This is a genomic window from Dyella japonica A8 (assembly GCF_000725385.1).
Taxonomy (GTDB): Bacteria; Pseudomonadota; Gammaproteobacteria; order Xanthomonadales; family Rhodanobacteraceae; genus Dyella; species Dyella japonica_C.
This window is the reverse complement of record NZ_CP008884.1, coordinates 4,169,981-4,192,874: the sequence shown is the minus strand read 5'-3', so window position 1 is coordinate 4,192,874 and position 22,894 is coordinate 4,169,981. Positions and strand designations below refer to the sequence as shown.

22 protein-coding genes and 1 riboswitch are annotated in these 22,894 nt (G+C 66.1%); of the genes, 9 read left to right on the top strand and 13 right to left on the bottom strand.

What is annotated here, in order from left to right:
* Window positions 1-49: 49 nt before the first annotated feature.
* The 3 genes from cfa to crcB are packed head-to-tail and all read right to left on the bottom strand — an operon-like array spanning window position 50 to window position 1,959.
* On the bottom strand, window positions 50-1,168 hold the full coding sequence (gene cfa / locus HY57_RS17715) for a cyclopropane fatty acyl phospholipid synthase (protein ID WP_019464840.1): 1,119 nt from the start codon (window positions 1,166-1,168) through the stop codon (window positions 50-52).
* Between the two features lie 54 nt (window positions 1,169-1,222).
* Window positions 1,223-1,567, bottom strand: a complete 345-nt coding sequence (locus tag HY57_RS17710; RefSeq protein ID WP_019464841.1) for a DUF190 domain-containing protein — start codon at window positions 1,565-1,567, stop codon at window positions 1,223-1,225.
* Between the two features lie 8 nt (window positions 1,568-1,575).
* Window positions 1,576-1,959, bottom strand: coding sequence for a fluoride efflux transporter CrcB (crcB, locus tag HY57_RS17705; protein ID WP_019464842.1), 384 nt, complete (start codon window positions 1,957-1,959; stop codon window positions 1,576-1,578).
* Window positions 1,960-2,034: 75 nt separating this feature from the next.
* A riboswitch (Fluoride riboswitch) is annotated at window positions 2,035-2,118 on the bottom strand.
* 167 nt (window positions 2,119-2,285) lie between these two features.
* Here crcB and HY57_RS17700 point away from each other — a divergent pair.
* Window positions 2,286-3,554, top strand: coding sequence for a multidrug effflux MFS transporter (locus HY57_RS17700; RefSeq protein WP_038581356.1), 1,269 nt, complete (start codon window positions 2,286-2,288; stop codon window positions 3,552-3,554).
* A gap of 279 nt (window positions 3,555-3,833) precedes the next feature.
* Here the strand turns inward: HY57_RS17700 and HY57_RS17695 are convergent, their stop codons facing one another.
* Window positions 3,834-5,858: a S1 family peptidase gene (locus HY57_RS17695; protein ID WP_019464844.1), complete on the bottom strand. Its 2,025-nt coding sequence runs from the start codon at window positions 5,856-5,858 to the stop codon at window positions 3,834-3,836.
* Between the two features lie 210 nt (window positions 5,859-6,068).
* Here HY57_RS17695 and HY57_RS17690 point away from each other — a divergent pair, with 210 nt between their 5' ends.
* From HY57_RS17690 to HY57_RS17680, 3 genes are all read left to right on the top strand, one after another.
* Window positions 6,069-6,947, top strand: coding sequence for a pseudouridine synthase (locus HY57_RS17690; protein ID WP_026033851.1), 879 nt, complete (start codon window positions 6,069-6,071; stop codon window positions 6,945-6,947).
* 65 nt (window positions 6,948-7,012) lie between these two features.
* Entirely contained in the window at window positions 7,013-8,080 is a 1,068-nt protein-coding gene (locus HY57_RS17685) for a class I SAM-dependent methyltransferase (RefSeq protein ID WP_019464846.1), read from the top strand.
* The gene (locus HY57_RS17680) at window positions 8,077-8,790 is read left to right on the top strand and encodes a pseudouridine synthase (RefSeq protein WP_019464847.1); all 714 of its coding nucleotides are present in this window, start codon (window positions 8,077-8,079) and stop codon (window positions 8,788-8,790) included. The genes HY57_RS17685 and HY57_RS17680 overlap by 4 nt, the downstream gene beginning before the upstream one ends.
* A 25-nt stretch (window positions 8,791-8,815) precedes the next feature.
* On the opposite strand, the gene HY57_RS17675 is transcribed toward HY57_RS17680, so the two are convergent.
* The gene (locus tag HY57_RS17675; RefSeq protein WP_019464848.1) at window positions 8,816-9,013 is read right to left on the bottom strand and encodes a hypothetical protein; all 198 of its coding nucleotides are present in this window, start codon (window positions 9,011-9,013) and stop codon (window positions 8,816-8,818) included.
* A gap of 223 nt (window positions 9,014-9,236) precedes the next feature.
* On the opposite strand from HY57_RS17675, the gene HY57_RS17670 reads away from it, so the two are divergent.
* Complete coding sequence (locus tag HY57_RS17670; RefSeq protein WP_019464849.1) at window positions 9,237-10,796, top strand: protein adenylyltransferase SelO; 1,560 nt, start codon at window positions 9,237-9,239, stop codon at window positions 10,794-10,796.
* Between the two features lie 6 nt (window positions 10,797-10,802).
* Here HY57_RS17670 and trxC read toward each other — a convergent pair whose 3' ends face one another.
* Window positions 10,803-11,240 carry a thioredoxin TrxC gene (gene trxC / locus HY57_RS17665; protein WP_019464850.1) on the bottom strand — a complete coding sequence of 146 codons (438 nt, stop codon included), beginning with the start codon at window positions 11,238-11,240 and terminating at the stop codon, window positions 10,803-10,805.
* Window positions 11,241-11,309: 69 nt separating this feature from the next.
* Between trxC and HY57_RS17660 the strand changes: the two genes are divergently transcribed.
* Window positions 11,310-11,783, top strand: coding sequence for a hypothetical protein (locus HY57_RS17660; protein ID WP_019464851.1), 474 nt, complete (start codon window positions 11,310-11,312; stop codon window positions 11,781-11,783).
* A 12-nt stretch (window positions 11,784-11,795) separates the two neighbouring features.
* Here HY57_RS17660 and HY57_RS17655 read toward each other — a convergent pair whose 3' ends face one another.
* The 6 genes from HY57_RS17655 to HY57_RS17630 form a co-directional block, all read right to left on the bottom strand.
* A complete protein-coding gene (locus tag HY57_RS17655; RefSeq protein WP_235186586.1) occupies window positions 11,796-13,151 on the bottom strand; it encodes a glycosyltransferase in 1,356 nt (451 codons plus the stop codon).
* A 354-nt stretch (window positions 13,152-13,505) separates the two neighbouring features.
* The gene (locus tag HY57_RS21860) at window positions 13,506-14,276 is read right to left on the bottom strand and encodes an SH3 domain-containing protein (RefSeq protein WP_019464853.1); all 771 of its coding nucleotides are present in this window, start codon (window positions 14,274-14,276) and stop codon (window positions 13,506-13,508) included.
* A 57-nt stretch (window positions 14,277-14,333) separates the two neighbouring features.
* A complete protein-coding gene (locus HY57_RS17645) occupies window positions 14,334-15,656 on the bottom strand; it encodes an amino acid permease (RefSeq protein WP_019464854.1) in 1,323 nt (440 codons plus the stop codon).
* The gene (locus HY57_RS17640; protein WP_019464855.1) at window positions 15,653-16,741 is read right to left on the bottom strand and encodes an aromatic ring-hydroxylating oxygenase subunit alpha; all 1,089 of its coding nucleotides are present in this window, start codon (window positions 16,739-16,741) and stop codon (window positions 15,653-15,655) included. Before HY57_RS17640 ends, HY57_RS17645 begins: the two co-directional genes overlap by 4 nt.
* Before the next feature lie 99 nt (window positions 16,742-16,840).
* Window positions 16,841-18,667 (bottom strand): 3'-5' exonuclease, encoded by a 1,827-nt coding sequence (locus HY57_RS17635; protein ID WP_019464856.1) that lies wholly within the window; start codon window positions 18,665-18,667, stop codon window positions 16,841-16,843.
* 182 nt (window positions 18,668-18,849) lie between these two features.
* Window positions 18,850-19,773 (bottom strand): oxygenase MpaB family protein, encoded by a 924-nt coding sequence (locus tag HY57_RS17630; protein ID WP_019464857.1) that lies wholly within the window; start codon window positions 19,771-19,773, stop codon window positions 18,850-18,852.
* Window positions 19,774-20,028: 255 nt separating this feature from the next.
* On the opposite strand from HY57_RS17630, the gene HY57_RS17625 reads away from it, so the two are divergent.
* Window positions 20,029-21,126, top strand: coding sequence for a 3-deoxy-7-phosphoheptulonate synthase (locus tag HY57_RS17625; RefSeq protein ID WP_019464858.1), 1,098 nt, complete (start codon window positions 20,029-20,031; stop codon window positions 21,124-21,126).
* Window positions 21,127-21,287: 161 nt separating this feature from the next.
* On the opposite strand, the gene HY57_RS21735 is transcribed toward HY57_RS17625, so the two are convergent.
* Window positions 21,288-21,614, bottom strand: a complete 327-nt coding sequence (locus tag HY57_RS21735; RefSeq protein WP_144240855.1) for a hypothetical protein — start codon at window positions 21,612-21,614, stop codon at window positions 21,288-21,290.
* Here HY57_RS21735 and HY57_RS17620 point away from each other — a divergent pair.
* Both HY57_RS17620 and HY57_RS17615 read left to right on the top strand, forming a co-directional pair.
* Window positions 21,594-21,869: a GNAT family N-acetyltransferase gene (locus HY57_RS17620; protein ID WP_026033854.1), complete on the top strand. Its 276-nt coding sequence runs from the start codon at window positions 21,594-21,596 to the stop codon at window positions 21,867-21,869. The two genes, HY57_RS21735 and HY57_RS17620, sit on opposite strands and share 21 nt — an antisense overlap.
* 134 nt (window positions 21,870-22,003) lie before the next feature.
* Window positions 22,004-22,693 (top strand): DUF1345 domain-containing protein, encoded by a 690-nt coding sequence (locus HY57_RS17615; protein WP_019464860.1) that lies wholly within the window; start codon window positions 22,004-22,006, stop codon window positions 22,691-22,693.
* Window positions 22,694-22,894: the final 201 nt, after the last annotated feature.

Genomic DNA, 22,894 nt, shown 5'->3' with positions numbered 1-22,894 from the left:
TGCGCAAAGCGCGCTGCTGCAAGCGAAAACCGGTGGAAGTCCGGGGAAATCAGCGAGGGACGCGATAGCCGCCGGGCACGCCGTGAGGGCTCAGCGTCAGTTGCCAGAGCTGGTCACGGCGGCTGCGGAATACCGCTGCCGACACCGCCAGGTAGAAGCGCCACATGCGGCGGAAGCGATCGTCGTAGTTCTTCGACAAGCGCGGCCACGCGGCATCGAAATTGGCCCGCCAGGCTTGCAGTGTCAGGTCGTAGTCCGCGCCGAAGTTGTGCCAGTCCTCCACCACGAACAGGTTCTGCACGGCTTCGGCCACCTGGCTGGCCGCGGGAATCATCGAGTTGGGAAAGATGTATTTCTCGATCCACGGATCCGGCCGGCCGGGCGAGCCATTGCTGCCGATGGAGTGGAGCACGAACAGGCCGTTGTCGCGCAGGCAGCGTCGCGCCACCTCGAAGTACTTGCGGTAGTTGAGCGCGCCCACGTGTTCGAACATGCCGATGGAGAACACGGCATCGAACGGTTCGTCGAGTTCGCGATAGTCCTGCAGGCGAATGTCTACCGGCAGGCCATCGCACAGTTCGCGCGCAAACGCTGCCTGCTGCTGGGACACGGTGATGCCCACGCCTTCCACGCCATAACGTTCGGTAGCGTATTTCAGCGCCGCGCCCCAACCGCAGCCGATGTCCAGTACGCGCTGGCCGGGCCGGAGGCGCAACTTGCGACAGATCAGGTCGAGCTTGGCTTCCTGCGCGTCGTCCAGGTTGTTTGCCTGTGCCCAATAACCGCACGAGTACACCATCCACTTGCCAAGCATGGCCTGGAACAGGTCGTTGCCCAGGTCATAGTGTGCCCGGCCGATCTCGAAGGCGTGCTCGCCGCGCTGCAGGTTGATGAAGCGCGCCTTCAGGTGCGCCAGCAGCGTGTCCAGTGTTTTCAGCTCACCGTCCAGCTGCGCGCCCAGGATGCGGGTGAACATGCCCGAGAGGTCCTCGCTGTCCCACCAGCCGTCCATGTAGCTTTCGCCCAGGCCCAGCGAGCCGTGCGCAAACACGCGCGCGTAAACGCGTTCGTCATGCACGAGCATGTCGGTGGGGCGTGATCCGTCGAGGCGGATGCCGGCATGTTCGAGCAGTGCGGCGGCGCGTGCCTTGAGTGAATCCTGGCTCATGCGTTCCTCGTATGGCATGGCAACGATGAAAGGCAGGGCCTGCGTGGTGCTGCCCTAGCCGGTACCCGGCGGCCTGCCCAGTATCTCGAAGCTTGCGGAAGCGATTGCATACACCGCGTCGACGCCGCTTTCGCGCACCGTCTGGATCAATGCCTGTCCTTGCGCCTCGGTGACCAGGAACTCCACTTTCACGGCAAGGTCGTCCGCCAGCTCGAAAAACTGCTCTTCGCGCAGCACGCCGTGCCGGCCGAAACCGCCAATGGCTCGGAACGCCGAGCCGCCGCCAATGCCGTGGGCGCGCGCGTGTTCAAGCAACCACTCGAACACCAGCATGCCACCGTGGCGGGCCCGGGAGTGGGTATAGAAGCTGAGCAGGACGCCTTGTTGCGGGTTGTTCATGGCCCCTCCTAGCGCAGCACGGCGCGGGTAAGGGCGATGCCGGTGACGGTCATCGCGATGGAGCCAACCAAGTGCAGCGCCAGGTGGCCACCGAACCAAAGATACTGCTGGCGCAACAGCAGCGTGGTCGATTCGGCCGAAAAAGTGGAGAACGTGGTGAGGCCGCCCAGGAAGCCGGTGGCGGCGAACAGGCGCAGTTCGGGCGGCAGGGTCTGGAAGTGGTCAAAGACGCCCAGCACCACGCCCATCAGCAGGCCGCCGACCAGGTTGGCGGCCAGCGTGCCCAGCGGCACGGTGGGGAAGATCGGGTTGAACAGCACGCCCAGTGTCCAGCGCAGCCAGCAACCCAATGCGCCGCCGATGCCGACGGCGAGAAAACCGGTAAAGCCCACGTTGTCGTCTCCCGTACCGAGGAACTTCGGATGGACTTCCCGGAAACAGGCACGCGCCTGCGCCCCGGAAAGCCCGGTGGTGCAGGCATCATCAACCCGAAGGTGGTTCGCCCCGCATGGCTCGGCCGGGGCGGGAGGCATGCCATCTCCCTGTCGGGTACCTCGAAAGCCCGTCACTACCGCTTTCGCGGGTAGGGAGGGCAAAAGCCGGGCTTTCGAGATTCCCTCGGGAGGGGATCGTAGCGGATGATCCGTCGAACGTCATGGATCGATGGCAGGTATCGCGCCGCTATACTCGACGCTCCTCGCCCGCCGTGCCCATGCCCATGACACCCACTCCGCGCCCCGTCCGGCGCAGCCTGCCGTGGCTGCTGGCGGGCCTGTCGATGATCGGTCCGTTCTCGATCGACGCCGTGTTCCCGGCATTCCCGCTGATTGGCGAGCGCTTCGGCGTGGACAGCACCGGGCTGCAGCAGCTGATCAGCATGTACCTGATCACCTACGCGGTGATGAGCCTGTTCCACGGCGCCATCTCCGACGCGATCGGCCGCAAGCCGGTGATCGTGACGGGCATGCTGGTGTATGCATTGGCCTCGGCCGGCGCGGCGATGTCGACCTCCTACGGCATGTTGCTGACCTGCCGCTCGATGCAGGGCGTGTGTGCCGGCGCGGGCCTGGTGGTGGGGCGCGCCATCGTGCGCGACAGCCTGGAGGGCGCGGCGGCGCAGCAGCTGATGTCGCGCGTGATGATGATCTTCAGCGTCGCGCCGGTGATCGCGCCGATCGTTGGCGCGCAGCTGCTGTTCCTCAACGGCTGGCACGGCATCTTCTGGGTGCTGATGGGCTTCACCCTGGTGATCGCGGTGGCCCTGGTGCTGTTCCTGGAGGAAACCCATCCGCCGGCGGCGCGTACGCCGTTCAACGCCTCCACGCTGATCCGCGGTTACGTCAGCTTCGGCAGGGACCGGCCGTTCTGGCCGCTGCTGTTGTCGTGCACGGTGAACTTCGCCGGGCTGTTCCTCTACATCGCCTCCGCGCCGCACATCATCCGCGATCTGCTGCACCTGTCCGCGCAAGGGTTTCCGTGGTTGTTCCTGCCCACCGTGGCGGGCCTGATGATCGGCGCGTGGCTGTCGGGGCGCATGGCCCATCGTCGCAGCGTGACTTACACGGTGAACCTGGGCTACAGCGCGATGCTGCTGGCCTGCGGGCTGCATCTGCTGATCGCGCTGGTGACCTCCGAGCCGGTGTTGCCGTGGTCCATGCTGCCGCTGGTGCTGCATGGCATCGGCATACAGCTGGCCTTCCCCACGCTGACCTTGCTGCTGCTGGACCGGTTCCCGCAGCGCCGTGGCGGCGCCTCGTCGGTGCAGGCGTTCTGCAGCCTGTTGTTGTGCGCGATCGTGGCGGGCGTGCTGTCGCCGCTGTTGTCCGGGCACATGGTCTATCTCGCGTTGGGCGCGAGCCTGCTGACGCTGGTGGGGTGGGTAGCATGGCGCTGGTACCAGCGGCTGACCACGCAACCGCGCGTACCGCACACCGCGATGGCCGAGGTCGAAGTGGAGTGCCAGACCGAGATCACCGAGCCGCGCTGAGGCGCGGCGTGCCAACCTCAAGCGTGGTGTGCCATGCAGGGATAGAGTTAGCGGCCCCTTGGTGTCGCTGACAAAACCCTGCAAGGCGGCAGCCTCCCTGATTCCAAGCGAGCCCTCAATCCCGTCATTCCGGCGCAGGCCGGAATCCAGTTGCCGAGTGCCAGGTTTTCGCGACAACGTCGATCCGCTCTTCGCAAAAAACCAAACGATGCCGCCACTGGATTCCGGCCTGCGCCGGAATGATGGGATTGAGGTGTAGGGGAGCTTTGTTGACCGCCCTCAGCGCTCGTTGACCTGCAGCTTTTCAAGAAGCAGGTTGAGCTTGCCCTTCATGGCGTCTTCCGGGCGCGGCCCGTCCACGCCGTAGAACGCGGTGTAGAGCACTTCCGGCTTGGTGTCGGCGTTGGCCTTGGTGCCGCCCACCGTGCCGATATAGGTCATGTCGTTTTCGCTGTAGGGCACGCCGTCGTCGGGGTGGCTGCGGTTGACGATCTTGCCCCAGCGGTTGCGGAAACCGTCGTCCAGGTCGTCCGATGGTGCCACGTGCCGGCTGACGCTCACGTGCTCGGCGTTCTCGACGTTGGCTTTCACGTCCACCCGGGAGACATCCCACACGGTCTTGCCGTGGTCCTGGAAGTAGGACATGCCGAGCACGAGCTGGCTGTCCGCGTCGATCTTCTGCAGCGAAGGTGTATAGCCAAAGCCCAGGCGTCGCGACTGGTACTTGAAATCATCGCCATAGTTGAAGCGGATGGCGATGTCCGAGAGCACGCTGGGCAGCAGGGCGGTGTTGGCCAGGAATTCCTTCCACTGGGCGAGCGTGCCGCTGTAGGACACGTAGACGTAGTTGGCGAGCTGCTTCATATCTGCCATGTCTTCGTGCTCGCTGCGGTTGTTGGTGACGCGGAGCATCGCCGCATAACCGTCGGGCACCGGCAGCAGGAAGGCCACCACCAGCCCGTTGTCGTACGCCATCGGCCATTCGCGGATCTGCCAGCGGCGCTGGTAGGTGTCGGTGTAATCGCGTTCCAGCGACGGCTTGCCCAGCGAGGTGATGTTGACCTGCTCCGCACCCACGCGGCGCTGCAGCGGAACAGCCTTCAGCGCCAGATCCATGAAGAGCTTCGAATCGTCGTACAACTGCTTGCTGGTGATGTCGTCGGGCTTGCGCAGGTGGAACATCACCTGCTGGCCGACCGCGGCGCGGCTGAGGTAACCGTTGCGCGGCAGCACGGCCTTGCTCTCGTTGGCCCTGGCGATGACCCAGGTGCCGTTGCTGTTGCGATGGAGCAGGGTGGGGAAGGGATCGAGCGTGGAGAAGCTGTGCAGCAGACGGTTGGAGCCGGCGCCGTTGGGGAACATCGTGCCGGCGTTTTCGGCCAGCAGGTCGTGCAGCTTCTGGTCAACGTCCGCGTTGTGGAGCTGCTGGTAGGTCGCGCTGAAATCGGCGAAAGACTTGGGCAGCGGGAACTGCGCCTTGAATGCGCCGGTGTGCCTGTCCTCGATCACGTCCAGCTGATAGCTCTCGCGCGTGTCGATGCTGCCCTGCTTGGCCGGCGCCTTCATCACCAGGTCGATGGGCAGCGCGTAGTTGAGGTTTTCGTCGGGCGACTTCATCACCACCACGCCAATGACCTTGCCGTCCTTGTCCAGCAAGGGGCCGCCGCTGTTGCCGGGCGATGCCGCCGCGGAAAAGCGCATCCATTTCCAGCGGCCGTCCTGCTCTTCCGGCGTCTGCGAGGTGTACAGGCCGTCACGGATCACGACGCCGGTGCCCAGCGCATTGCCCACGGCGTAGACCACCTGGTTCATGTCCGGCTGGGTGTTGATCGCCAGTGGCGCGACCTTGGGCGGGTTCTTCAGCGTGAACTCGACGAAATCCTCGTGCAGCGAGTAGCGGGTGACCTTGTCGATGGCGTAGACGTGGCCGGACGCGTCGCGCACGGCCGGCTCACCCATCAGGCTGTCGATGCCCAGCGAGAGCACGTGGCCAGCGGTCACATAGCGGTTCTCGCCGATCGCGAAGGCGGTGCCGACGGAATAGAACTTGTCCGTGCGCTGCTGGTAGGGCAACTGGTCCAGCGGCAGCGGTTTCTCGTAGGTGAGGGGGTCTTTCTCCGGCTTGGGGATGACCACCTCGAAGGTCGCGGCCTGTACCTGCGGCAGCACGGCAGGGTCCAGGGTCGCCGCATGCAGCGACGGCATGGCCGCCAGCGCCAGGCCGGCCAGCCAGGCAACGGCTGGCCATGCATGCCGGGGGTTCGAAGTGCGCGCTTGCCGAGCAGGGTGTGCCGGCTTGTCCATGTGCTGCCTCGTCAGTTTGTGGGCGCATCGGGTGGCGCCGTCCCTGGGTGCGGAACCCGTTCTTCACTGAGTTTATCCAACGTCCGTGGCGTTGGAGCGGTGTACGCCGGAAGTCATATCGGGCGCTTCGTGGCAGCCGGGCGCAGGTGCGGTGCCGCCGCGGAAAAACGGACGGGGTAAGCTGTCGCACGACCGCCCCGGAGTTGCCCGATGTCCCGCCCGCCCGCCGCCAGTACGGTGCATTTGCCACAAGGATCATGGGCTACCGTGCTGGACGGGCTGTGCGCGCTGTTTCCCCGGATCGGGCGCACGGTATGGGAGGATCGTTTCGCCCGCGCGCGCGTGCTTGACGCCGCCGGGCAGCCGCTGCGTGCCGATGCACCGTACCGTCCCGGGCTGCGCGTGCACTATTTCCGCGAGGTGCCCCGGGAGGATCCCATCCCCTTCCACGAAACCCTGTTGCATGTCGACGCCCACCTCGTGGTCGTGGACAAGCCGCACTTCCTGCCGGTGACCCCGGCGGGCGGCTTCGTGGAGGAAACCGTGCTGGCGCGCCTGGTGCGTACGCTCGGCAACGCCGATCTGGTGCCCTTGCACCGCATCGACCGGCACACCGCCGGACTGGTGATGTTTTCGGCCGACCGCGACAGCCGTGCCGCCTATCAGTCGCTGTTTCGCCAGCAGCGCATTGAAAAGGGCTACGAGGCGTGGGCTGCACCCTTGCCGGCCCAGTCGTTCCCGCTGGTAAGGCGTTCGCGCATCGAGGCCGGCGAGCCTTTTTTCCGCATGCACGAAGTGCCGGGGGAGCCCAACAGCGAAACGCGCATCGACGTGCTCGAGCGCCATGCCACGCACTGGCGCTATGCCCTGCAGCCGGTGACCGGCAAAAAGCACCAGCTGCGCGTGCACATGGCCGCCCTGGGGGCGCCCATCCTGTACGACCCGTTCTACCCGGACCTGCCCGAGCCACGGCCCGACGACCATGCGCGCCCGCTGCAGCTGCTGGCCCGGCGGTTGTCCTTCATGGACCCCCTCAGTGGCGTGCATCGCGAATTCACCAGCGAACTGGCCTTGCCCGAGCCAGCGTGATGGCGCCTTGGGGCGGGCGTTGACGTTGGTAACATAGGCACCCGTTCAACGATCGCATCGTCCCCATGCCCGCTTCGTTCGCTCCTGCCGTCCATGACGTGGCGCTGGAGGCCCTCTTCGTGCCGTTTGAAACCGGCGCCCTGGCGATGCCCGCCGATGGGCGCGTGCTGTTCCTGCGTGCACGCGACGGTTTCCGGCTGCGCGAGATGGCGGGCAAAGACTGGGTATGCGAACAGGGCTTCAGGCCGTTTGCCGACGCGCTGGAGCGCAGTGGTTTTGACGTGTTGCCGCCGGGAGGCGATGGGCGCTTCCCGCTGGTGCTGGTCTTGCCGCCACGCCAGCGTGACGAGGCGCGGGCCTTGTTCGCGCGTGCGTTGCGCCGGGTCACGGAGGGCGGGGTGGTGCTTGCCGCCGTGCCCAACGCGGAAGGTGCCCGGTCGGCCGAAAGCGACCTGACCCAGCTGGCGGGACCGCTGCACCAGCTGTCCAAGCACAAATGCCGCGTGTTCTGGACGCAACCGGTAGGCGGGCCGGTGGATGCCGGCCTGCTCGCGACGTGGGAGGCGTTCGACACGCCGCGAACGAACGACGCCGGGTATGTCAGCCGTCCGGGCTTGTTCGCCTGGGATCGCGTGGATACCGCCTCGGCCTTGCTGGCGGCGCATCTGCCGGCCGATCTCGCCGGCAGCGTGGCGGACCTGGGCGCCGGCTACGGTTATCTCTCGACCCAGGTGATCGAGCGCTGCCCGGGCGTGTCATCCATCGATCTCTACGAGGCCGAGGCGCGTGCGTTGGAGCCGGCTCGGCAGAATCTGCATCGCGCGCAGCGTGACAGCGGCCGCGATGTCGCCTTTGCCGTGCACTGGCATGACGTGACGCGGGGCTTGCCGCAACGATACGACGTGGTGGTGAGCAATCCGCCTTTTCATCAAGGGCGCGCCGATCTTCCCGAACTCGGGCGCGCTTTCATCGATACCGCCGCCGATGCCTTGCTGCCGCATGGCAGGTTCTGGCTGGTGGCCAATCGTCATCTTCCCTATGAGGCCACGCTGGCCGCACGTTTCAACGAGGTACGCACCGTGGTGATGCAGGACGGCTTCAAGGTGATCGAGGCACGCGGAGTGCGCGCATGAAATTAGTCAAGCTTATCGCCAACCTGGGCTATGGCACCCGCAAGGACGTGGCGCTGATGTTCCGCGAAGGACGCATCACCGATCCCGATGGCGACGTGCTCTATGCCGACGACAAGGTGCCGCACGAGCACATCCGCATCGACGAGGAACCGCTGGACCCGCCCACGGGCATGGTGCTGGTGATGAACAAGCCGCTGGGTGCCACGTGTTCACGCAAGGACATCGGGCGGGTCGTCTACGACTTGTTGCCGCCGCGCTACCGCATGCGCGATCCGGCGCTCTCCACGGTGGGACGGCTGGATCGCGATACGTCGGGCCTGCTGCTTTTCACCGACGACGGAGCGTTGCTGCATCGGATCATCTCGCCGAAGGCGCGCGTGGCGAAGGTCTATGAGGCGGTATTGGCCAGCGACCTGCGTGGCGATGAGGGCGAACTCTTCGGCAGCGGCACGATGATGCTCGAATCCGAAACGACGCCACTGGAGCCTGCGGTACTGGACGTGCTGGCGCCACGCCGTGCGCGTCTGACCTTGACGGAAGGGCGCTACCACCAGGTGAGGCGCATGTTCGCCGCGGTGGGCAATCACGTGGAGGCGCTGACGCGCGTGTCCGTGGGCGCACTGACGCTGGGCGAGCTGCGGCACGGCGAATGGCGCGCGCTTGAAGATCAGGAGATCGCGCGCATCTTTGAAGCACCGGCACGCGCTTGATGCGTACTGGCTGGGCAGGCGTTTTTCAGCCGAACGAGTTCTGCTGACGGCGCGCCAGTTCGTCTTCGCGCCTGGAGTGCGCGCCTGGTTGCCAGGAAACCAGCTGGAATGGGCTGCGATCCTGACGTCGGTGGTTGCGGACGTCACTGTCCCGGTGGTTCAGCATCCCTGCTACCAGTTGCATTCCGCGCTCGATGGCGGAACGTGCATGGAGCATGTGCATGTGTCGGACTCCCGGCCACCCCTGCGTGGCCGTTCGAGGCACATATAAACAGTTTCACGCGTGTTGCACAAATGCCAACAAGGCATGAATTTCGTCGTAAGTTCTTTGAAAGGAATGTGACAGTCTTCACAAAGATGAATCGCGTCCCGTCCGGCGATTCCGCCACCATCCGCCGTGCCTTCGCGGCACGGTGAATGGCCCGCCCTTCCCACCAAGCCAAGCCATGTCATCACTGACTTTCGACAACGCTTTCGTTCGCGAACTGCCGGCCGACACCGGGGAGGGGGCGCATCCCCGCCAGGTGCTGGGGGCCGTGTACTCGCGCGTCCAGCCCACACCCGTGGCCTCGCCGCGGGTCGTGGCATGGTCGCCTGAAATGGCGCAGGCACTGGGCCTGGATGCCGCGGACATGGAGAGCCCTGAGTTTGCGCAGGTGCTCGGGGGCAACGCCCTGCTCGAGGGCATGGAGCCGTTCGCCGCCAACTACGGCGGGCACCAGTTCGGTGTCTGGGCAGACCAACTGGGCGACGGGCGCGCGATTTCGCTGGGCGAGGTGCTGGCCCGCGACGGCGCGCGCTGGGAACTCCAGCTCAAGGGCGCGGGCCGCACGCCTTACTCCCGCGGTGCCGACGGGCGCGCGGTGCTGCGCTCGTCCGTCCGCGAATTCCTGTGCAGCGAAGCGATGCACCATCTTGGCGTGCCCACCACGCGGGCGCTCAGCCTGGTCGTGACCGGCGACCAGGTCGTGCGCGACATGTTCTACGACGGGCATCCGCAGGAAGAGCCGGGCGCCATTGTGTGTCGCGTCGCGCCCTCATTCATCCGCTTCGGCAACTTCGAGCTGCCGGCGGCACGTGGGGATATCCCGCTGCTGAAGCGCCTGGTCGACTTCACCATCGCCCGGGACTTTCCTGCGTTGCAGGGCGAAGGCGAAGCGCTTTACGAACAGTGGTTCAACCAGGTGTGCGAGCGCACGGCACGGATGGTGGCGCACTGGATGCGCGTGGGGTTTGTGCATGGCGTGATGAACACCGACAACATGTCCATCCTGGGGCTCACCATCGACTATGGCCCGTACGGCTGGATCGACCATTTCGACCCGGAATGGACGCCCAATACCACCGACGCCGGCCGTCGACGCTACCGATTCGGCCAGCAACCGAACGTGGCGTGGTGGAACCTTAGCCGCCTGGCCATGGCGATCGCGCCGCTGTTCAGCGGTACGGAGCCATTGCAGGCGGGGCTGGATCGTTACGCGGAGGTCTATGCCCAGGCGGATCGCGACGACATCGCCGCCAAGCTGGGCCTTGCATCGTGCAGGGACGAGGACGTCGAGCGCATGCGCGAACTCCACACCTTGCTGGCCGATGCGGAGGTCGACATGACGCTGTTCTTCCGCGCACTGGCCGACGTGGACCCGGCCCGGCCTTCGCTGGCGCCATTGCACGAATCGTTCTACGACGAGGCGAAGCGCCAGCAGTTCGAGCCTGCCTTCCAGTCATGGCTGGAAAACTATGCCGCCCGTGCGCGGGGCGACGCGCTTTCCGCGGAGCAGCGCCGCGTCCGCATGCGCGCCACCAACCCACGTTACGTCCTGCGCAATTACCTCGCGCAGGAAGCCATCGATCGCGCGATGCAGGGCGACTACGCGGGCATCCACGAACTGCTCGAGGTCATGCGACACCCTTACGATGACCAGCCGGGGAACGAGCGCTTTGCGCGCAAGCGCCCGGCATGGGCCACGCACAAGGCCGGCTGCTCGATGCTTTCCTGCAGTTCCTAGACCGGCTCAGCGCAGGGTATTGGCCAGGAACTGGCGCAGCTGGACGCCGTTCATGGCGCCGGCCTGTCGCGCCACTTCGCGGCCGTTGCGCATCACCAGCAGGGTGGGGATGCTGCGGATACCGAAACGCTGGGCCAGCGCGGGTTGGGCCTCGGTATCCACCTTGGCGAGCCGCAGCTGCGGTTCCAGGCTGGCCGCCGCCTCCGCGAAAACCGGCGCAAAGCCCACGCAGGGGCCGCACCAAGGTGCCCAGAAATCGATCACTACGGGCAGGTCACCGCGTGTCGCCACCGCGTCGAAGTTGTTCGCCGTGAGCGTGACCGGCTTGCCCTCGAACAGCGCGTGCTTGCAACGGCCGCACACCGGATGCTCGCCCAGGCGTTCCTCGGGCACGCGGTTGAGCGCGGAGCAATGCGGGCAGGGAATCGACAGCGTGGTGGACATGGCAGGCCTCGATGACCAAGACTCATTGCGTCGTCAGATGGTGTCCCCGGCGGCAGGAAACAAGGGAGGGTGGCCGTGGTTGGGCGAAGGCATGGACTCAAGGCGGGCCGCTGGATCGCGTTGCTGGCAGGCGTGGCCTGGACCTTGCCCAATAGTCTGCTGGGCGTGCTGGCAGGCCTTGCCTGCGTGCCGTGGGGCGCGCGGCCGGAATGGCGGCGGCGCGACTTGGCGCTGGGGTTCCGTTGCATGCCGCGCATCGGAAGTGGTGGCGCGCTCACATTGGGCAACGTCATCCTCTATTCCTGCGAGCAGTTGGATACGCCGTGTTTCACCTATGCGCATCGCGCCGGCCATCGGCAGGAGCCGTGCATCTCGCTGGCCGACCATGAACGCGCGCACGTGTTCCAGTACATGGTGCTGGGGCCACTGTTTCTGCCGCTCTATGCGGCATGCGGTGGCATCAGCGCGGGCAACCGGTTTGAGCAGGCGGCCGATCGCTATGCGCTCCAGCGTTCGGGATGGTGGCCGTGGCCGGCAACCTGAGCGGAGCGCGCGTCAGTACGTCCTGCCGTGCCAGCGCCGTGGGAGCATGCCTGAGATGTAACCCATCAGGCTGGCGGGCTTGAGCACCAGCCCATACACGAGTGCGTAGCCCAGCAGCCCGAACGGGTTGCGGCGCACGGAGAGCCCCAGCGCGCGGAACATGCGCGACTGTGCCGCGTAGACCATCAGATTGGTGAGCAGCGCCATGGGCATCACGAAGGCCAGCAGCGCACCCGCCAGCCAGTAGGCGCCCGCGCACGCGAGCAGGATGCCGGGCACCAGCGCCACCGCGTAGACCAGGTCGGTGTACGGGAACAGCAGGCTCCACCAGATGAAAAACGTGCTCAGCCGGCGACGGAACAGCAGCGAGCCATGTGCCCTGAAGGCTTCCACCACGCCGCGCGACCAGCGACCGCGCTGCTCGATGAACCGGGGCAGCGAGGCGGGCACGCGGGTGAAGGCGATCGCATCCTCCGCGTAACCCACCCGGTGATGGTCGCGCAGGATCGCCCAGGTCAGCACGGTGTCTTCCCCCACGCACTCGGGCCAGCCGCCGACAACGCGCAGGATGTCGGTGCGATACAGCGAGAACGTGCCCGGCGCGACCAGCGTGCCCTGGCACAGGCTCTGCACGCGCTTGGTCGCCGAGATGCCGTGGAAGTAATCCCACTCCTGCATGCGCGCGACGAGGCTCTGCCGCGAATTGCGCACCAGCACCGTGCCCGCGACGGCGGCGGTATTCGGCGGATCGCTCATGTAGCGCGTCACCAGTTGCCGCAGCGCTTGCGGGTGCAGGTGGGTATCGGCGTCCAGCGTCACGGTAACGGGATAGGACGCGAGCCTCAGTCCCGCATTGAGCGCCCTGGCCTTGCCGCCGGCACTCTTGAGGTCGAGCACTTCCAGCCACGCGTGGGCCGCGCCGCGCAGGCGTGCCAGGGTGGCGTCGGTGGAGCCGTCGTTGATCACCAGAACTTCGAAGGGCGCCGGGTAACGTTGCGCCGCAATGCCCGCCAGGGTGTCGAGGACGGTGTCTTCGGCGTTGTGCACGGCCATCAGGATCGTCACGCCGGGAAAGTCGGCATCGGCGAAGCGCGAGCGCGCGGGTCGGCGGTCAAGCAGCAGCCCCATCGCCAGAAACGCGTTCATGAACGCCGGAAGCACGGCGATACCCAGGACCAGCAGGTGCGCGGCCAGCTGCTTTCCCGGCGTTTCCTGCACGCCGATCCAGCGTCCAGCCACGGCATAGGCGAGCACGGCCCACGCCAGCGCGACGGCGAATGCGAGCACGAACTTCACATGCACCGGCACGTAATGGCGGCGATGCAGCTGGCTGTCGTTGGCGGCAGCCAACGGCAAGCGGACCGTCACGGGGAACAGTCGGCGCCTGGACCAGCCTTGTACGTTGACACCCATGCGAGAGCCTGCTGCTGCAACGGCATGGCGCGTGCCTGCCACGGATCATGCGCCTCGCCCGCGGTCGGCGGTAGGCGCTCGGCATGCCGGGTCGGGCGCCTGCCACGGATAACCTGGCGGCGTCCTGCCGGAAGCCGCTTCCACGGGAAAGAGAGGGGCAAGAGTCATGCCATGCCGCAGGCGCGGCGATATCGCCGCAACGTCAGGGAAAAGCCGCTAATGCGCTCAATGTGATGAGCATGCCAGCCATTCGCGACGACGCGCGCCGGCACAAACCGACGCGCTGTGGCGTCAGCCAGGGGCAGTCGCTCAGGCGCCTTGGTTGCCTTGGTTGCGGTTCGGGTTGCCGGGGGCGGGTCGCGTCTGCGGCTTCTGCCCCGGCGGACGACCATTGCCCTGTCCCGGTGGCGGCCGGTTGCCGCCCTGGTTCGGCGGCGGACGATTGCCCGGGGGCGGTCGGTTGTCACCGGGCGGGCGTGGATTGTGCCCCGGCGGACGCGTTCCCGGGTTGGGCGGCGGACGGTTGTTGGAGGGCGGGCGATGCCCCTGCGGCGGCGGTCGGTTGCCCGGCGGCGGTGGGCGATGTCCGCCGCCCGGCGGTGGCCGGTAACCGGGGGGCGGCGGGCGGTATCCCGGCCGCCAGCCCGGTGGCCGCGGCGGCGGCCGCAACGCATATGGACGGCCATACCAGTAATCGCGGTTCCGGTAGAACGGGCGATTCACGTAGTACGAGCCCCAATAGGCGGCAATCGAGAAGGTGATGATGGGAATGCCGATGCGCGCGCCGTAGTCGGCGACGTAGACCGGCTGGTTCTGGTAGGTGTACTGCACGAAAGTGCCGGCCACCCAGCCGCGCAGGCCCATGGTGATCACATCGCACCAACCCCAGCCCTCCGTGCAGCCCTGGATCGATACGGCGGTGCCGGCGGGCAGCTGGGCGATGGTGGGGTACCCCGCGTCCGGTCCGGCGTAGAGGTCGACGTACGAGGTCACCACGCCATTGAGTCCCTGCGCGAAGACGGCGGGACTCATCCATGCCGATCCGAAGAGCAACAGTACGATCAATACGGCGCGCTTCATGGTGGCTTCTCCCCGGACAACCGTTTGGATGAGACCGCCACCCCCGCGAAGAAGGCGTCAACGGCTGGCGGACGACGGACCCATAGCGAGCAGCGCGCGGCGCGCCGAGTAGCGTCGCCACAGGTAAAGCGGAAAGCCGGCCAGCAGCAACACCGCTCCCCACAGCAGCGGCTCCGCGCCGGCGCCGGCGAGCGCCCAGAGCGAGAACAGCAAGGCGACCGTGGCGATGACCCTGCGCACCCATGTCGAACGACCACCTTCCAGCCGCCACCACGCCAACGTCGTCACCAGGTAGGGCAGCAGATTGGTGGCAGTGGACAACAGGATCACGAAGGTAAACAGCGCCACCAGCGAGCGCGTGAAGTTAGCCGCGATCAGCGCGCTGGTGAGCACGCTGCTGACCAGCAACCCGATCCACGGCGTGCCGTGGCGATCCACGCGGGCGAACCACTTCGGGAACATGCCGTCCTGGGCGGCAGCCATGGTGGTCTGCGCCACCAGCAACACCCAGCCATTGAGCGTGCCAAAGCACGACACCACGGCCACCACCGCCACGCCGATGCCGGCTGCCGTGCCCCAGGCGTGCGTGGCCGCTGCCGCCATGGGGGCAGCGGAAGCGGCGAGCTGATCGCGCGGCAGCATGCCGATGACCACCGTGCACGCCAGCATGGTGGCGATGCCGGCGACCAGCGTGCCGATGATCGTCGCGCGCGGCACCGTGCGCATCGGATCCTTCACCACGCCGGTCGGCACCGTGGCCGTTTCCAGTCCCAGCAGCGCCCACAACGCGAGGGTGGCAGTGGACAGTGCGACGCCGGGTAGTGATTGACCCTCAGGGTTGAACGGATGAAACGAACCCGCGTTCAAGGTGCCCAGCCCGATCAGGCCGAACACCAGCAGCGGGACCAGCTTGAGCAGCGTAGTGACCACCGCGACGCGTCCGGCTTCGCGCACGCCCGAGAGGTTGATGCCCGTGCATATCCACAGCGCGGCCAGTGCACACAGGGCGCTGCGCAATGGCGTGGCCGTCACGGCGGGCAACAACGCACCCAGACTGCCGGTGAACGCCACGGCCAACGCCGCGTTCGCCGACCACGTGCAGATCCAGTAGCTCCACGCGACCAGGAAACCCACCGTATCGCCAAAGGCCCCGCGAGCGTACGCATAAGGCCCGCCATGGTTGGGGATGCTGCGCGCCAGCCAAGCGAATACCTGCGCCAGCGCCAGTGCCCCGCACAGCGTCACCGCCCAGCCGAGCAGGCTGGCGGCACCGAACGGCGCCATCGCGGCGGGCAGCACGAAAATGCCCGAGCCGATGATGTTGCCGATCACCAGCGCGACCAGGGTCCACTGGCCAATCACCTTGGTTGATGTGTTCATGCGGCGGTGAGTGACTCGCGATAGGCGCGGCGCACCATCTCGTGGAAGTGGTGCACGGCGTTCTCCCGCAGCGGATTGAGGCGGCCGGCGTCGTACGATCCGGAGGCGAGGCCGCGCTGCACGTCCTCGCAGATGGTCACATCCTCGTCCTGCACTTCGTCGCTGAATTCGACGTCACGCACGCGGCGGGCCTGCGCTTGCGCGCTGTCGTCGGCGGGGTAGTAGAAGTCGAACTCCACCCGGCAACGGTCCACGCCCAGCGGCAGCACGCGGTTGGTCTGCAGGCGCGAGGGCAGGATGTTGAGCATGGTGTTGGGATGGATGAAGTAGTACAGCGCCTCGCCGCTGCCGTAGAGATCGCCGCCGCTTTCCAGCGGGCTGTACTGGAACGAATACCACTGGGCCGTCTCGGTGATGTAGCTGCGGTAATCCAGCAGGCTGTTGAGGCCCGGATGGATATGCGGCACGTGGTAACCCTCCAGGTAGTTGTCCACGTACACCTTCCAGTTGCAGGCCACCTCGTAGCTGGCGCGGTGATGGAACTGGTAGTGCTCCAGCGAGCGGTCAGGGCCCAGTCGTTCATCGATGCCGGCGACCAGTTCGCGGAAGGGCGGTGCATCGCCGATCGCCACGAACACCAGGCCCTGCCATACCTGCACGCGCACTTCGGGCAGGCGGATGTCCGAGGGATTGAAATCCTGCGTTCGGCCCATCTCGGGCGCGCCGCGCAGCACGCCGTCCAGGCCGTACGTCCACCCGTGGTAACGGCAGCGCAGCGCCTTGGCACCTTTTCCATCGCAGCTGGCGATGGGGCCGGCGCGATGGCGGCACACGTTGTGGAAGGCGCGGATGGTGTTGTCTTCGCCGCGCACCACAATCAGCGGCAGGCCGGCGATCTCCGTCACTACGTGGTCGCCCGTGGCGGCCACCTGCGACTGGTGGCATACCAGCTGCCAGCTGCGCGCAAAGATCGCGCGCGCATCCAGCTGGGGCATGCGCGGATCGGTGTAGAAGCGGGCGGGCAGGGTCAGCGCGAAGTCGAGCGGTTGGGGTGCAAGAACGGTATCGTCAAACAGATCGCGCATGGACACATCACCGGCAGCCAATTTGTCCGACTATTTAACCCCATGGGCACGGCAAGGGAAGGGGGGCTAAGCGGCCACGGAGGCTGAACGGGTACGTGCTCACGCATTTGCGAGCTGCTGCTGCACCTCGTTGATGGAGTTGCGGATGCGCTGGCTGAAAATCGAATCTTCGTGGTGGATCAGCACCAGGCGCTCCGTCGCACGGGTCATCGCGACATAGAGCAGGCGCGCCTCTTCGGCTTCGTTCTTGCCGGGCTTGGGCAGCGAGCCCAGGCCCGGGATGATCACCAGCGGAAATTCCAGGCCCTTGCTGGCCTGCATGGTGATCAGCTTGACCGTGTTGTCCACCACGAACAGCGAACTGGAGCCGTTGCCCTCGGCGAGCTGGCTGGGAATGCCGGCGTGCTGCAGTGCCTCATGCAGCTTTTCGCCCTCCCAGCTGTTGCGGAAGATCACCGCCATGTCCGAGGCGGTGCGTGCGCCGGCGAGTTCGTCGCGCAGGCGCTGGATGATCGCCGGCAACTGATCCTTCTGCTGTTCGACACGGATGAGTTCGGGCAAGGCGCCACGGCGTCCCGAGCTCTGCGGTTCGATCAGGGGAATGCCGTCTTCATCCTCGTCGCGGCCCAGCAACAGTTCGTTGGCGAAGCCGCGCGCCACGGAGAGGATTTCCAGCGTGTTGCGATAGTTGAGCTTGAGGATGGTGGTGCGGCCCTGCGCCTGCACGCCCAGGCTTTTCCAGCTGAGCTTCTTGCGGCTGGCCTGTCCGTAGATGTTCTGCGCGTCGTCGTACAACACCAGCAGCGAGTTGGTGTTGGGATCGATCATCTGCACGATCAGCTTGTACCACTCCGGCTCGAAATCGTGGCCTTCGTCGATCAGCACGGCACCGTACTGGAAGCGCGGGATCTGGCCGCTGTCCACGCCCGCGATCACGGCGGGCGGCAGCTCCTCGGCCACATGCGGACCTTCCTCCGGCAACGGTACGTGGTACGCCGTGAGCATGCTGCGGCACCACTTGTGGAAGTTGTACACCTGCACTTTTTCGCTGAGGCCGCGCTCGCCCATCAACTGCTCGAGTCGTGCCGCGAGCGCCGTGTTGTAGCAGAGCACCAGGATGGGTTTGGACAGCGAGCGCGCCAGTTCCATCGCGCGGAAGCCCAGGATCATGGTTTTGCCGGAGCCGGCCACGCCGTGGATGATGCGATGCTCATCGCCCAGCGAGCGCGCAAGCATTTCCTGTTGCGCATCCATCACCTGGATCAGGTCGGGAATGGCGACCTTGCTCACCTTGCTGCGGCCGCTGGAGGCGAACAGGCCGAACTGGCCTTCACCGGCCTCTACGCGGATCTCCGGGAACAGGTGCCAGCGCACGCGGTCGATCTGGGGCAGGGTAAGCGCCGTAGGGAATACCTGCGGGAACATCGCCCACAGACGTTCCTGGAACGCCTCCGGCTCCACGGAGTCGTACATTTCGTCCTGGCAGATGACGAGATGCGAAGGAATGGCCGATTCCAGCTGACCGGCCTCGAACTGCTTGCGGCTCAGGTTGGCGAGCACCACGCCGTAGCCCAGCGGCATCTGCAGCCTGCCTTCGTAGGCGTGGCCGGGCGGATAGCACAAGGCCGGATCGCGCTGCAGCACCTTGCTGATCTCGTTGGCGCCGTCGCGGGCCTGCATCAGCGGGTTGTGTTCCTTCACGCTGCTGCTGCCGGTGATCAGCGTGAACAGCGTACGGTCTGCCTGCTGGATGGTGCCGGGCTTCCAGTCTTTCACCTCCAGCACCAGCAATCCGCGACGCGGATGGAACACGATGAAGTCGGGGCGACGTTGCTTCGCGCCGATGGCCACGTCGTACCACAGGAGGTAGTCGTCCTCGAGCTTCTGCTCCAGGCGTTCGGAAAAGCGCTTCTCGCCGCTGGTCATCTGCGGCAGGCAACTGTTTCGGGATGGGATGAGCGTCGCCACTGGGAAGCTGCCTCTTGCCGTTCCGTTGGTTTGCGCGGGGCGTTCAGGTCCGGCGACGTTAGCGGATCGGCGGGGCGTGTCAATCTCGTTGGCCGGGCGACTGGGGCAGGGGACGCCCGGCCTTGCGCCGGGGCATCACTTCAGCGCCAGCGTTGCAGTGTTTCCGCGGGTACGCCCACGCGCGCGCTGGCACGGCTTGCGATGCCATCGTGCAATGCCATGCGGAACACCGGCGCCACCGACCAGAGCGCTCTGGCCGCCAGCCTTGACTGCGCGCGCTGGAGCGGGGTGCGTTCCAGCAGGGTATCCGCCCAGGCCGGCAACAGGGCGGCACCGGCCTGCAGGAAGACATCGCGCGACAGCCCCGCCACCGGCACCGGCAGGCGCACGCGATACAGCACGTCCAGCACCTCACGCGAGCGGTCACCGAAACGGAGTTCAGGGCGCACGCGGCGGAAATAGGCGCCGATCTGCGCTTCCGATGCCGGTACGTCACGCGCGCCCAGCGCCTCCGCGATGCGTCGCACCTCGTCGTAGTAGCGATCGGCGGCGCCGGCAGGCAGGGCGATGTGGCTGTAGCGGCGGTAGCCCTGCAGGAAACTATAGGCTTCGGTGACGTGGACCCAGGTGAGCAGATCCGGGTCGTCGGCAGCGTATGGACGTCCATCGTCGCTCACGCCCTTGACCTGCGCGTGGATATGCTTCACGCGTTCGATCAGCATCTGCGCTTGGTCGAGCGGCGCATAGGTGGTGCCGCTGACAAACGATGTGGTGCGACGCAGGCGGCCGATGAGATCGTCGCGGAAGTTGGAGTGGTCCCACACGCCGGCCAGTGCGAGCGGATGCAGGGTCTGCAGCATCAACGCCGCAAGCCCGCCGGCCAACATGCCGGGGAAGTCCGCGTGCACGCGCCAGGTGGCGCTGTCGGGGCCGAACAACCCGGCGTCGCCGGCGGGATGGTCGTAATCGACATGGCCGCCACCGCCGCGCGGGAACGCGCTGAGCACCCAGCGTCGGATGGGTTCGCGGGCGGGGCGGGTCAGGAGGTTCCACGGAGAAGCCATGCGGCGAGTTTAACGTCCGCCGTCTGCCTTGGTTTCAAATGCACCCTTTGCATGCGCGAAAAGCCTGTGTTATTCCTTGTCGCCATGACCTTCCCCACCGCCCGCCAGTATTTTTGGTTTTACGGCTATCCGATGCCGCTGGCGGAGGGTTGGTCGCGATTGTCCTGACGACAAGACACCATTCCCAAAAAGGCCGCCAGCCACCACTGGCGGCCTTTTTTGTGGCCGCGAGTGGAACCCCCCGAGGAGACCACCGTGAACCCTTCCACCGACGATCTACGCATCCGCGCCATCACACCGCTCAGCCCGCCGGCCGAGGTGATGCGCGACTGTGCCGCGAGCGTGCACGCGGCACACACCGTCAGCGCCTCTCGACGCGCCTTGCACCGCATCCTGGCAGGCGATGACGATCGCCTTGCCGTGGTCATCGGCCCGTGCTCGATCCATGACACCCAGGCCGCGCTGGAATACGCCGAACGGCTCGTCGAGCAGCGCCAGCGGTACGCGGGCGAGTTGGAGATCGTGATGCGCGTGTACTTCGAGAAGCCACGCACCACGGTGGGCTGGAAGGGGCTCATCAACGATCCCGACCTCGACGGCAGCTTCCGCATCGACAAGGGCCTGCGCCTGGCGCGCGGCCTGTTGCGCGACATCAACGAGCTGGGCATGCCGGCGGGTTGCGAGTTCCTGGACATGATCACGCCGCAGTACATCGCCGACCTGGTCGCGTGGGGCGCCATCGGCGCGCGCACCACGGAGAGCCAGGTGCATCGCGAGCTGGCATCGGGGCTGTCGTGCCCGGTGGGTTTCAAGAACGGTACCGACGGCAACGTGAAGATCGCGGTGGACGCGGTCAGCGCAGCCTCGCAGCCGCACCATTTCATGGCCGTCACCAAGGACGGCCAGACGGCCATCGCCGCCACCACCGGCAATGAGGACTGCCACCTGATCCTGCGCGGCGGCAAGACGCCGAACTATGACGCGGCAAGCGTTGATGCGGCATGTGTCGCCATCGCCAAGAGTGGGCAGGCGGCGCGCGTGATGATCGATGCCAGCCATGCCAACAGCAACAAGCAGCCGGAGAACCAGTCCCGCGTGATCGACGATATCGCGCTGCAACTGGAGGCCGGCGAACAGCGCATTGTCGGCGTGATGGTGGAAAGCCATCTCGTCGGCGGAAGGCAGGATCTGGTGGAAGGCCAGCCCCTGCGCTACGGGCAGAGCATTACCGACGGTTGCATCGACTGGGACGCATCGGTGGCGGTGCTCGATCGCCTGGCACAGGCCGTGCGCGCCCGTCGTGCGGCGCGCCAGGCGACGCAGCGACCCGTGCGGGTGGCGTCCGGCTGCTGAACGACGGGGCTTGGCGTCGCTGACGGAACGGATCCCGGTGCTTGCCTCCTCGGCGGATGGCGCCGGGATCGACCGCCAGCGCCAGCGTCGCCACTTATCCAGCACGTGCGTGGCCCACGCGGATGACGGGCGTGAATATCGCGTCGACACGGCTGGCGTGTTCAGTCTTCCTGGGATGGCTCAGGCTTGCTCTTTGCCTTGAGCATCCTGCACGCGGACTGGCCAGCGTGGAGCACCCAGTTGATGGCATTGGTGAATATCGCCGTGCCTTCTTTTGGGTCGCCGGGCCAGGCAAGAGCAGCCTTGTTTCCCGTCACCTTCAGCTCTTTGGCGCGGGGCGCGGCGCCGTCTACAAGGCTTGTCGAAAGACTTATGCACGAAATGCGAACGCCGGAGGCGCATGTCTTCACGCGTGATTCGCTGCCACTTGCTTTAATCTCCGCGCCTTGCTCCTCGAGGTGCGTTTCATGTTCGCCGAGATCAATCACAACCCCAGGGCACATCGCTTCGAAACCAAGGTGGACGGTGTGCCCTGCGTGCTGGACTACACGCTTGAAGATGGCGTGATGACCATTACCCACACCATCGTGCCATCGGCCGTGGGCGGGCGGGGCATCGCCTCCAACCTGGTGCGCACGGCGCTGGACACGGCGCGCGTCGAGCATTGGAAGGTGGATCCGGCCTGTTCTTATTCGGAGATCTGGATGAACCGTCATCCGGAATACCAGGATCTGCACGTCTGAACCGGTGCGCCGTGTTGTCGCGGCCCCATGGCCGACAGCCGGCCCCCAGACCCTAGAATGCGCCATGCCCGCTGCCGGGACATGGAGAGATCATTCGTGACGACAAGCTGCCTGAACGCCGTGGGGTCGCCCGCATGAGCGCCACACCCGGCGAAACCCGCCCGCACGCGCGTGGCTTTGTCCCTTTCCGGATCCTGCGTGCCCGCCCGCGCCTGATGATCTCCGGCGCGCTCGCGCTGGTAACGGGCCTGGTGCTCCTGTACGGGCTGGGACTGAAGCCGGCCAAGGCATTGCTGCTGGGCTTTGACCTGGGCGTGGTGGTGTACCTGTGCGCCCTGACCGTGCTGTTTTGCCGCATGACGTCGCTGGAGCTGATGCAGGGCCAAGCGCGCAGGCAGGACACTGGCCGTTGGGGCGTGCTTTGGACGGCACTGATATTGACGGGCTTCGTCTCGCTGGCGCTCACCACGGAAATGGGGGCGGCCAAGGGCGGCGATGCGAGGGCCCTGGTGATTGCCGCCGTCAGCATTGTGCTGTCGTGGTTGTTCCTCAATGTGATGTTCGGCATGCACTACGCGCACGGGTTTTACGGCGACTTCGGCAAGAAGCACGAGGGGCTGGTGTTTCCCGGCACGGACCAGCCGGATTACTGGGACTTCATGTACTTCGCCATTGTGATCGGCATGACCTTTCAGGTGTCCGACGTGCAGATCAGCAGCCGTTATCTGCGCCGCGTTGCGTTGTTGCACGGGGTGATCGCGTTTTTCTTCAACGTGTTCATCATCGCGATTAGCGTGAATATTGCGGCGGGGTTGGCGGGCTGAGCCTGGATTCTTTTTTGGGGTTTTCGTGGGTGTTGGCGTGTCTTGGGAATGGGGGGAGGGCTGGGTAAGCGCGAAGCGCTTGCGACGGGTGTCTGCCTTGCGTCGCAGGATTTCCGTATGGGGGCTTTTGCAATCTAGCCCAATGATCTAGCCCAATCGCGTCATAAGCGCCGTCATCCCGGCGTAGGCCGGGATCCAGTA